General features: G+C 38.3%; 10 protein-coding genes and 3 tRNA genes. 6 read left to right on the top strand and 7 right to left on the bottom strand.

The genetic code is table 11. The features are described 5' to 3' along the window. Window positions 1–1444 (bottom strand): recombinase family protein (locus Q8Q95_04565; protein MDP3764853.1); only part of this gene is annotated, 1444 nt, incomplete at its 3' end. A gap of 65 nt (window positions 1445–1509) precedes the next feature. Between Q8Q95_04565 and Q8Q95_04560 the strand changes: the two genes are divergently transcribed. Next, window positions 1510–1731, top strand: coding sequence for a helix-turn-helix transcriptional regulator (locus Q8Q95_04560; protein MDP3764852.1), 222 nt, complete (start codon window positions 1510–1512; stop codon window positions 1729–1731). Window positions 1732–1733: 2 nt separating this feature from the next. Then, window positions 1734–2501: a HincII family type II restriction endonuclease gene (locus tag Q8Q95_04555; protein ID MDP3764851.1), complete on the top strand. Its 768-nt coding sequence runs from the start codon at window positions 1734–1736 to the stop codon at window positions 2499–2501. Here the strand turns inward: Q8Q95_04555 and Q8Q95_04550 are convergent. Beyond that, window positions 2493–4070: an Eco57I restriction-modification methylase domain-containing protein gene (locus Q8Q95_04550; protein MDP3764850.1), complete on the bottom strand. Its 1578-nt coding sequence runs from the start codon at window positions 4068–4070 to the stop codon at window positions 2493–2495. The two genes, Q8Q95_04555 and Q8Q95_04550, sit on opposite strands and share 9 nt — an antisense overlap. Window positions 4071–4154: 84 nt before the next feature. On the opposite strand from Q8Q95_04550, the gene Q8Q95_04545 reads away from it, so the two are divergent. After that, window positions 4155–4394 (top strand): winged helix-turn-helix domain-containing protein, encoded by a 240-nt coding sequence (locus Q8Q95_04545; GenBank protein MDP3764849.1) that lies wholly within the window; start codon window positions 4155–4157, stop codon window positions 4392–4394. A gap of 31 nt (window positions 4395–4425) precedes the next feature. Then, the gene (locus Q8Q95_04540) at window positions 4426–6225 is read left to right on the top strand and encodes an AAA family ATPase (GenBank protein ID MDP3764848.1); all 1800 of its coding nucleotides are present in this window, start codon (window positions 4426–4428) and stop codon (window positions 6223–6225) included. Between the two features lie 243 nt (window positions 6226–6468). Here Q8Q95_04540 and Q8Q95_04535 read toward each other — a convergent pair. The 3 genes from Q8Q95_04535 to Q8Q95_04525 all read right to left on the bottom strand — a co-directional run bounded on the left by Q8Q95_04535 (window position 6469) and on the right by Q8Q95_04525 (window position 7302). Then, window positions 6469–6552, bottom strand: a tRNA-Leu gene (locus tag Q8Q95_04535). A 24-nt stretch (window positions 6553–6576) separates the two neighbouring features. Continuing rightward, window positions 6577–6649: transfer RNA gene (locus Q8Q95_04530), tRNA-Cys, on the bottom strand. Continuing rightward, entirely contained in the window at window positions 6628–7302 is a 675-nt protein-coding gene (locus tag Q8Q95_04525; GenBank protein MDP3764847.1) for an LAGLIDADG family homing endonuclease, read from the bottom strand. Before Q8Q95_04525 ends, Q8Q95_04530 begins: the two co-directional genes overlap by 22 nt. A gap of 110 nt (window positions 7303–7412) precedes the next feature. Between Q8Q95_04525 and Q8Q95_04520 the strand changes: the two genes are divergently transcribed. Together Q8Q95_04520 and Q8Q95_04515 are read left to right on the top strand one after the other, a co-directional pair. Then, window positions 7413–7483 (top strand) — tRNA-OTHER (locus tag Q8Q95_04520). A gap of 9 nt (window positions 7484–7492) precedes the next feature. Beyond that, a complete protein-coding gene (locus Q8Q95_04515; GenBank protein ID MDP3764846.1) occupies window positions 7493–8791 on the top strand; it encodes an RNA ligase in 1299 nt (432 codons plus the stop codon). A 28-nt stretch (window positions 8792–8819) separates the two neighbouring features. Here Q8Q95_04515 and Q8Q95_04510 read toward each other — a convergent pair whose 3' ends face one another. Next, entirely contained in the window at window positions 8820–9371 is a 552-nt protein-coding gene (locus Q8Q95_04510) for an Hsp20/alpha crystallin family protein (GenBank protein MDP3764845.1), read from the bottom strand. Between the two features lie 112 nt (window positions 9372–9483). Then, window positions 9484–10191 (bottom strand): PrsW family intramembrane metalloprotease, encoded by a 708-nt coding sequence (locus Q8Q95_04505; GenBank protein ID MDP3764844.1) that lies wholly within the window; start codon window positions 10189–10191, stop codon window positions 9484–9486. Window positions 10192–10194: the final 3 nt, after the last annotated feature.

Below are 10194 nucleotides of genomic sequence, written 5' to 3'. Positions count from 1 at the left end.
CCAAAGAAAGCCAATGGTTTTGGGCAATTCCGAACGCTCCGCGTTTTTTTAAGGTGAGGTTCGAGCCGAAGATTTTTTGGAGGGAGATTTTTTTGGAGGGGAGGTCGTCTGTTTTTGCTGTTTCTTCCAGTATGGAAGCGTCTTTAATCCAGTCTCGGGTCGGTTCGATCCACGCGGAGGGGGTATGTTCAAGACGGGCTATTTGCTCCTCGACGGACTTCTTGTCGGACATAAGCGAACGACGCCTTTCAAGGTAGTCGTCCCGCTCTATGTCTTGGGCTACATAGACATCGGTAAGTCTGGCGACGTTGCGGGAAAAGTCGCTGACTTGCCCTCGCATTTCTTGAACAGCCCCCGACGCGGAATTTTTAGTGTCGTGCTCCTCTTTGTCGAGCATGGCGGAAAGTGGGGCTACCCAATCTTTCGGCATAGCGTATCCGGTAAGCATGACCGACAACTGGCGGTCTAGCTCCTCCGCTCGGATACAGGGTTCGGGGCATTTCTTTGTCTTGGATTTCTTGGTGCAATGGTAATAGACGTAGCGGTGGGTGTTGCCGTTCTTCTGCCTCTTTATCTTTATTTCTCCGGTAATCCCCATACCGCAACTCCCACACGACAGGAGGCCACAAAACGGCCTCGGGTCGGTCTTTTTGGCGGGGGTGCGGCCTCGGCCTCGTAAGACAGCGTTAGCCCTGTCAAAGAGGTCTTTCGTGATTATCGGTTCGTGCTTGCCCTCGTATATTTCCCCTGCGTGGCGGAAGTGTCCGTAATAAATCGGGTTCGTGAGCATATTTGATATGCGTGAGATATGAACACGATTATTATTTTTGGAATAGATACCCGCCTGTTCTAAAACCACGGAAAGATTTTCAAGGCGGACACTTCCCGTTGCGTAAAGTTCAAACATCTTTTTGACGAGCTTCGCATTTTTACGATGGACAGCAATTTTCTTGATATTGGAATTGTTGATGTAGCCAAGTGGAGCAAGGCCGGGGAAATCTCCCTGCCGTGCTTTCTGCCTTAATCCTCGTGCGGTGTTCGCGCTTAGTTGGCGGATATATTCGTTCGCCATGCCTAACTCGACGGACATCATTAAAACATTGTCATTGGGATAATGGCTTCGGTCGTGCGTTTGTATGTGTGCGATTACGCCTTGTTGCAGAAGCCATTGAATCTGTCCGCCGTCCACCGGATTGCGAGCGAGGCGGTCTATCTTCCAACAAATAATGCCCTGTGCTTCGCCCGTCTGTATGCGTCGGAGCATATCGCTAAAGATCGGGCGACCGGGCATTTTTGCCGAACGCTTTTCGATAAACTCGTCGGCAACATTAAGACCCTCACGCTTGGCGAGTGTCCGCAGTTCGGCGAGTTGGCTTTCAATGGAGAGGACTTGCTTGTCCTCGACATCGGTTGATTTACGGCAATAAAGAAAGTAAGGGGTCATAGCAAACTAATCATAACCGATTTTGGGTTATACCGCAATAGGTTATAACATATATGTATAAATGTATGACAGAATCAATTTATTCAAAGGAGTATCAAAATGTAATAAAACGCCTCAAAGAGGCGCGAATTGAATCTGGTTTGAAACAAGAAGAAGTTGCGGAGCGACTTGGAAAACCTCAATCCTATGTCTCAAAAATAGAAAGGGGCGAGCGTCGTGTTGATATCGCAGAAATTAAATTTTTTGCGAAATTGTATCAAAAATCTATTGATTTTTTTGTAAAATAACTATGAATATAGATATCAAATTCTTAGAAAGTAAGCTTGTCGGAACAACTGTACCTCAACCTGTTTCGGGTACTCTTTCCGGCCATGCGGCTGGCGAACCATTTGATAAGCACGCTTATCAAATCATTAAGGATCACTATGCAAGCGAAACTTTTCGGCAATATGAATTTTTGAACAAATTATATTTTGATAATCCCCGTGCTGTTTTAGTTGAGGATAGATGGAGGCTGATTACCACTCCGTCTCTTGCCTTCCTTTTAAATAGAGGCAAAGACGCTACCGAAGCGTGGAGCCCAACTAATCTATTTGTGGAGAAGCAAAATGATACGGCTGATATTTTAGTTATTCACGACGGGTTCTCTAACTTGATTGATGTAAAAACTTTCAATATTGCTAGAAATGGTCAGCCGCCCAATATAATTTCTGCCTACAAAGTGGCGAAAATGTGTGCGCTAATGCTTGAAACAGGAAATTTTATATCGCACGACATTTCATATGTTGGGATAACATGGGAGATTGACGGCAAAAATTTGAAATGCACAAATGCTACTGTTAAAGAATTATTCAAAACCGATCCTGCGAGACTGTATATAAACTGGGCGGCAGCTATGCAGATACAATTTCATGTAGAAACACTAGATCAAACTTATCGTGGTTCTATTGAACAATGGTGCACAGATTACCTGCGAACTTTTGTAGTTCAGGCAAAAGGGCGAGCAGACACAATGGTACGGAAATTCATAAAGCCGTTTGAGAAATTTCTAAAATAAAGCGGCGACCCTCTCGTTGAGAGCAACTAACCCTTCTTTGTTCGGATTTGAGATATAACTTTTGCACCAAGTTGTTATTTCATCGTGGAGCTTTACTTCGTGTTTATCTTCCCAATCAATTCTCTTGATTGGGATACTAGCAAGTGGTTTTTCGGAGAACTCAACAATATTACCCTTTACTACTCCTTTGTGTTTTAGCCATTCAAATATATATTCGCTATTTAGTAATGCAAGAATGTAGTAAATACTTTCTTTAGTCTCCGGCTTCAAAAAGATAGCCGTTACATCCTGCGTTGGGAAAACACCACTTGAAACATAAGAAAACCGAAAATAGTTTTTGTGAGATATACGCTCTTTGCAAGGAACAAAAATCCTTTCTTTTTCTTGCCGAAACATCTTGAAACTACGCAAGAAAACCCACTCCCAAAAATTTATTTGTCGGTTATAGTTATATCTTTTTTCAAGTTGATCCTTATATGAATTTAATAGTCCATAAAATGCCGGATATTTTTCTTCAAGGTCTCTCTCGGTTTTTACATCACCATTGAGAAAAATGTAAGTAGTAATATCACCGTGTAGATACTGACTTATATTTTTTGCTTTTAATACAGAGATTGTTGCCCCCCTCTCTTTTTTTGTGAGTTTTGTTTCTTGAGGTATTTGAAATGCACGGTCTAGCCCGCTAACCATTCCATTACCGATGTCGGCTACATCTCCAAGAGTAAAATATTTTCTCTCGTTCCCAAATAGAGATGTAGAAACTACAGCCGCGCATTTATTTTCAAATGCTTCTAATTTTTTTCCAACTTTATTAGACGCAAGCATCCATCGTTCTTTCGGTAAAAATTGATCGCGGGTAAATCTCTCTATTTTTTTATCCGATAAACCATTTTTGATTTTTTTCAAGATATCATCGGTCAGCCGTTGTGTTGAAAGATACTTTACAACTTTAATTTTATTGTCTTGTGTCGGTGAAGTTTTAGATTTTATGAATTTGAAAATTAAAATTGAGGAAGCAACTTTATCAAATATGGGTGTTTCATTAAAATGGATAATGTCGGTGAAGTACCCCTTTTCTACAAGATAATTTCGTAAAATTTCTGCGTGCTTAGTGTTGATCCAATATTCAGGTGTAATAAATATTAGTTCGCCACCATCTTTAAGAAGCTCAACTGATTTGAGAATAAAGATACAAAGATAATCACAAAGACTATTAAAATACTTTTGCCAAAGTTCGTTTTTGTCTAGCTCATCCTTTAATTCTTGGTCAAGATTCTTCCATCTAATATAAGGTGGATTACCGATTATTAAGTCATACTTTTCTTTGATTTGTTCACTAACAAAACTTTTGAAGATTATTTTAGCGTCAGTTTCGGGTTCAAGAGTTTTGTCTATTTCATAACCGATAATATCTTTATACCCTTTTTCTTTCAAAAGTTTTAAGAAAACCCCCCTGCCACAGGCCGGTTCTAAAATCTTCGCTGATCTCGGTGCTTCTGAAAGCCCGATCATAAAATCAGCAACATAAGCGGGGGTAAAATATTGTCCTAGATTTTTAGCTTGTTTCATAACCTATATTGGTATTATACCGTAAAACGGTTGACGCTGTAAATTTAGTTGACTAATAACCCAAAATAGACTTTAATGTAAATTATGTTAAGCAAAACTGAAGCTGCGTATAAAATATTAAAAGAGGCGAAGAAACCGCTTTATGTTGGGGACATTATTAAGACCGCACTCGCTAAGAAGCTCATCAAAACTAAAGGGAAAACCCCCGACTCTACTCTTGCGGTGGATATGCTTTTGGAAAACAGACGCAGAGCCAAACAAGGAGTCAAGCCCCGCTTCGTGAAAGTCGCCCCAGCTACTTGGGGTTTAACCGAGTGGGAGTAGCTCTCCACTTGAGCTTTATCTAAAAGGAAATATGAAATTAAGCAGAATAAAAATAAGAAACTATAAGTCGGTAGCGGAAGCGGGTTTTCCTATTGACCAAAATCTGACCACTGTGGTTGGTGCGAATGAACACGGTAAGACTAACTTGCTTAAAGCAATAAAATTATTGGATTTCAACACGCCAATACAAGATTCAGATAAGCGTATATCAAAAAATCCTATCACCGATAAAGTTGAGGAGACGAGCATTTTCTATGAATTTACTCTCTCCGATAAAGATGTTGAAGACATTAAGGGTATATTCGCAACCTTAACCGAGACAGAGGAACCAGCAAAGACCGAACCGCAGGCGGAGGGAAACGCTCTTGAGAATGTAGTTGTTGAATCGCCGAAGAAAAAAGATTTTAGTATGGGTAAAGATATTGAGTTAGAAATTAGTTATCACGACGGCAAAGAAAATTCATATTCAATAACTAATCCACAAGAATTACCAGAAAAATATGAACAAGCCCTAACAGATTTTCTTCAAGGAAAATTAGAAAAGAATATCTTTTATTTTGATACTTTTGAAGATCGTCTAAGTCACAGAATTGCGAAAGCCGAGATAACAGGAAAGACAAACGATGTAACAAATGGACTTATCAAACTTGCTGGCCTAAATACAAAAGAGGCATCAATTTTTGAAGACACTCCGATTGCCCGGCAACTTATACTTAACGGGGCGAAAGAGCTTACAAAACAACTAAAGAACCTATGGATTCAAGGAAAAGAAGATGATATACAAATAAGATTAAATATAAGCAACGACGGTAATTTCTTAAATGTAGATATTGAAGACTTCAACACTTATGGCGATATATCAACTCGTAGTAGGGGGTTTCTTTTCTTTCTATCTTTTATACTCAAATTTAAGGAATACCACGATGGCGATTTGAAGGATTTTATATTTCTAATTGACGAGCCCGGAATTTTCTTACATCCAAGAGGGCAAAAAGATTTATTGCTTTATCTCGAAAGTCTGTCTGAATTTAACCAAATGATCTATACGACGCACTCGCCATTTATGATCAATCGTCTCAACAATTTTAGAGTGCGTGTGGTTAGTAAAGATAAAGAAAAAGGAACGCAGGTTGATATAAAACCTTATATTCATAATTGGAAGTCATTACGCGCCTCGCTCGGAATGATGTTGGCCGATAGCTTTTATTACGCTGATAACAACTTAGTTGTTGAAGGTCCATCAGATAGGCTCTATCTACTTACCCTTTTGAAAACATTTCAAGAAAACGGACTTATCAAGGCCGATCTAAATATTTTGTCCATTATTGATTCAGGTGGAGCACCAAACACGCCGTCAATGTGCCGTATTATTTATTCAGAAGAAAGGCCTTATGTAGCACTTGTTGATTCTGATAAGTCAGGCAAAAGAGCAAAAACCGCAATAGTAAAATTTACAGAGCCGGAGAAAGTTAAAGAAGTTAGTGATTTTAAGGACGACGCTGTTACCATAGAAGATTTGTTACCTCGTAAGTATTTTATTTCTGCCGTGAACGCATATATTCAAGAACTCGTTGACGACGGAGTATGTAATAAACCGCCGAAGGAATTTGATTCAAAAGTTAAAAATGGAGTAATGGAACAGTTAGAAAAATATATCAGCGATAATAGTTTGGGTATAGAAGAAATCTCAAAATTGAATATCGCTCGCCACTTTGAAGAGGAATTATCAAGGATTCCCGTTGGAAAACTTGATAAAAAAGAATTTACCACTCTAAAAACATTGATAAGTTGGATTACTGAAACTTTAAAGATTAGTATTGAAACTGAATAGGGAGTTTGCCGGTCTTCTAAGACGGCAAAAGTTTTTAACACGCGCACGGGAAGGGTGGGGCAAGTGTTATGTCTTGCGTTACGACCTCCCCTCCAAAAAAATCTCCCTCCAAAAATCTTCGTATTTGTATTTTCGTGAAACTCACCTTAAAAAAACGCGGAGCGTTCGGAATTGCCCAAAACCATTGGCTTTCTTTGGCGAACGCCAAAGAAAAAATTTCTAAAACTGACCTTACTTTGATTCTGGTGCTCGGGGCGAGACTCGAACTCGCAAGCCTTGCGGCAAAGGATTTTAAGTCCTTCGTGTATACCATTCCACCACCCGAGCTTATTACAAAATATATCTTATTTGAGGCGCGGAGGGGAATTGCACCCCTGTATAGCGGTTTTGCAGACCGCAGCGTTAGCTACTTCGCCACCGCGCCTTATCTCGTATGAATTCTTTGTATACCTTATGTTTTCTAGCCAAGAGTAACTTACCAGCGCAATCCTTGTATATCTCTTTTAATATTACCATAGCGTTTTTCATACCATATTTCAACTGAAAAGATCGGTTTCCTTTAAATATTGGTTTATCTGTAACCATTGTGTTTTTGGATATTTCTGAAGCTAATTCGGATAAGAATTTTAGGCTTCCTGATGTAAATATTAATAATATCCTATTTTTTTTCTTTTCCACATAAACGGAACCATCTCCATCCATATAACCTCTCGTAAAGTGCCAAAAGTATTTTTTAGGTATTCTGGGTAATGTCATGGTTAGAGATTTTTTTGGTGTTATGCCTAATGACACTAGATCGTTGAATAACTTATGACTTCCTATTCTTATAAAGTATCTTGTTTTTCTATGTTCTTTTCCATTTGGAGGGTTAATTTTTATTATTTTGTGTTTAGATTCAAGATATTTTTTAACCAGATATACTAGTTCTTTATCGGTGTTGCTGAATCTTATATATTTCCCCCTTAGATAACTTGCATCTTCCAGACTGCCATCAGCTGTAATTAATCCGAGAACATAGGCCATCTCTTTACTCCATTTTTTAAAAAAGTTTTCATTTACAAAATATTTTATACCCATAAGTTATTGAGTCTAGAAGTTATGCTATATACTGCAATTATAACACTATTTAAGTGCAAGGCCTTATATTTTAGTTGAAAAATATTTTAAAACTGCTAGAATCTAAAATGTGGAATGTAGTTTAGATGGCAGAACACCAGCCGTTTGTCTGGTAGCGTTGGTTCAAACCCAACTGTTCCATCAAATAGTTATGTCGGAACAATTACAAAGGGAAAAAAATTATACTGTACAAGAAACAGCAGAACCCAAAAATAGGGCAGAACAGTTTCAGGAATCTGCAAGAATGGTTTTAGGGGGCGAAATGCAGGGAATTGTGATGCGTGAGAGTGGTTCATTGCGTATTTTTAACGCGGACGAAATGCTTACGTACGAGGGATACAAACCCGAACAGGAATGTTTAAAAGGGTTGGTTTGTAGGGAGAGTCAAGAATTAGAGATTATTGCTCCGTGTTTTTCTAAGTTTTACAACCTTGGTGAAAAAGAGGAAAATGACCAGAAATTTTACCAACTTCTTAAACAGGAAGGCTCGGTTATTTATTTGCCAGAAAAGGTAGATGGCACCAATATACGTTTGTATGTTAATCCAGATACTCAAGAGTTTTCTGCTGCCACTAGAAACATGATTGATGGAGGAAAAGAAGGAGGGGATCTTAGTGGCGCAAATATCCATTTTGGAAATGAGACTTTAGCAATTGCTAAAGAAAAGTTTCCCAATGTTTTGGATCAAGGGTTACTTGGTCGTTTTACACCAGTATTTGAATTAATTCATCCAGAAAATCGTATAGTTACAAATTATGGCGATAGAAAAGATTTAGTACTGCTTTCTGTTTTTGATAAAGATCAGGCATGTCGTGAACTAACTCGAAAAGAATTAGAGGAATTTGCAGAGCAATATAAACTAAATCTTGTTGATACAATAAAAATAGATATAAATAATTGGGATGAAACATTGCAACAGCTTCAAGCAATGTGGCAAGGAACCGATAAAGAAGGGACGGTTGTGACAGTTGAATCAAATGGTGAAGTGGTATTTCGGATAAAGGTAAAATCTCCCGAATATTTACAGCTCATGAGAGCTATGAAGCCTTGTACGCTTAATAAAACAAAAGAATTGGTTGATGCTCTAGAGACAAAAACATGGGAAGTTCTCCGAGAAAAACTTCACGAAAAATATCCTGATTTGCCAGAAGAGGTTATGATGGGTTATGAAATACATTTTCGTTCCTATGAGCGTTACTTGGATTTTATTGATAAGAAAATAACTGAGGTTGTTAATTTTTATAATGAATTTATGGCCGAAAATTATCAAAATATAAAAACTCAAAAAGACTTCGCTATGGCTATTCAAGAAAGATCGGACAAGTCGTTCTTTTTCTTATTGAAAAGGTTTGGTCCAGAAAGGTTAGAAGAATCTAGACTAATAATTGCAGAGGAGTTAAAAAAAGGATTATCATTAAGAGATTTTGTTAACTTGAATAAGAATATTTAAAAAATCCTCCAAAATGGAGGATTTTTTGTTAAGCCGAATTTATTCTTAGTTTTTTAGTTCTACCTCTTTCAAACTTAGGCAAGCGTATGGTTAGTATGCCATCTTTTAAAGAGGCTTTGGCGCTTTCGGTGTCTACTTCTTGAGGCAGTATTACCGATCTAGAAAATGGTCCCCAATACAGTTCTTGGTAATAGTAATCTTCGGGCGAGATGCTTTCGTCTTTGCGCCTAGAACCTTGAATCGTAACCATATCGGTAGCGATGGTTATATCTAAATCGTCTTGTTTAACACCGGCAATGGTAGATTTAATAACCATTTCGTCGGTGGTTTGGTATACGTCTATAGTCAGTTGACCCTCTTCATCTGGAGCATCGGAGTGATCTTCTTCTGCGTCGAAATTAACTTTTACAGCACTGGCCTTTTTATCCTGCTTAGCTACAGGGATTTCGTTTTTTGTATGATTTTTTGCAGAAGTATTTCCGGCGGATGCCAAAATTTCTTTATACCTTTTTTCGTATTCTTCTTCGTCGTTTTCTGGTTCACGGCCGGTTAGTAATTGGAAAAATGATTTTTTCGACATAAATGCAATGCTAATTTACGAATGCATACGAATTATACTAATAACTTCACGAATACTATAATATTTGTTGTCTATTCGTATCATTCGCACGAATTCGTAGATTGGTATTACGCTACCTGTAGAAGTCTTTTTTCAGTTTGTAAAAAAGTGAATTTACCAGTATCGCCATAATTCCCAGCAGGCTTATTACAATTATTGTTGGAATAATTTTTCTAAAGCTGTCAGAAGCCAGGGTTAAGGTATTGTATGTGCCATGCAAGAATCCAGCAATAATTATTCCTTTCAATACAGAATATTTTTTTAAAAAAAAATGTTTTTGCGCTAAAGAGTAGCCTACAATTCCAGAAGCCAAAACATGAAGCAGGGTCGAGCTTATAAAGCGTAACCCCGCAATTTGGAAAGCTTCGCCCGCAATTACACCCCTTGAAATATCCGTAAAATTAAAAAGTGCCAAGATGTTTTCCAGCGCGGCAAAACCTAACCCCGATACGATCAAGTATATCATCGCGTCTGCGGGCTCGTCAAAAACAGAATTTCTTTCTATGCCCAGTTTTACTGCCATAAATTTAGCTAATTCCTCAACTATGCCTACAAACACAAAAAATATTAAAAAATTTGTTAAGAGGGGCGAAAAAGAAAAGTTTTTTAACGAACCAATAAGCAAAAATTCTACCCCAGCGGCTATCGGCGCCATTAAAGCGCCTAGAAAAAATATTTTTAATATAAAGCGATTAGGTTCGGGGCGGTCGTCTTCGCGCAAGTAAATAGAAAGCCAGACTATGCTGGGTATAATGCCGAGAGCTATTAATCCTAAGGTCATGGG

The sequence above is a fragment of the bacterium genome (genome assembly GCA_030697795.1).
Lineage (GTDB): Bacteria > Patescibacteriota > Minisyncoccia > JACQLN01 > JACQLN01 > JACQLN01.
This window is presented reverse-complemented; position numbering and strand designations above follow the sequence as displayed.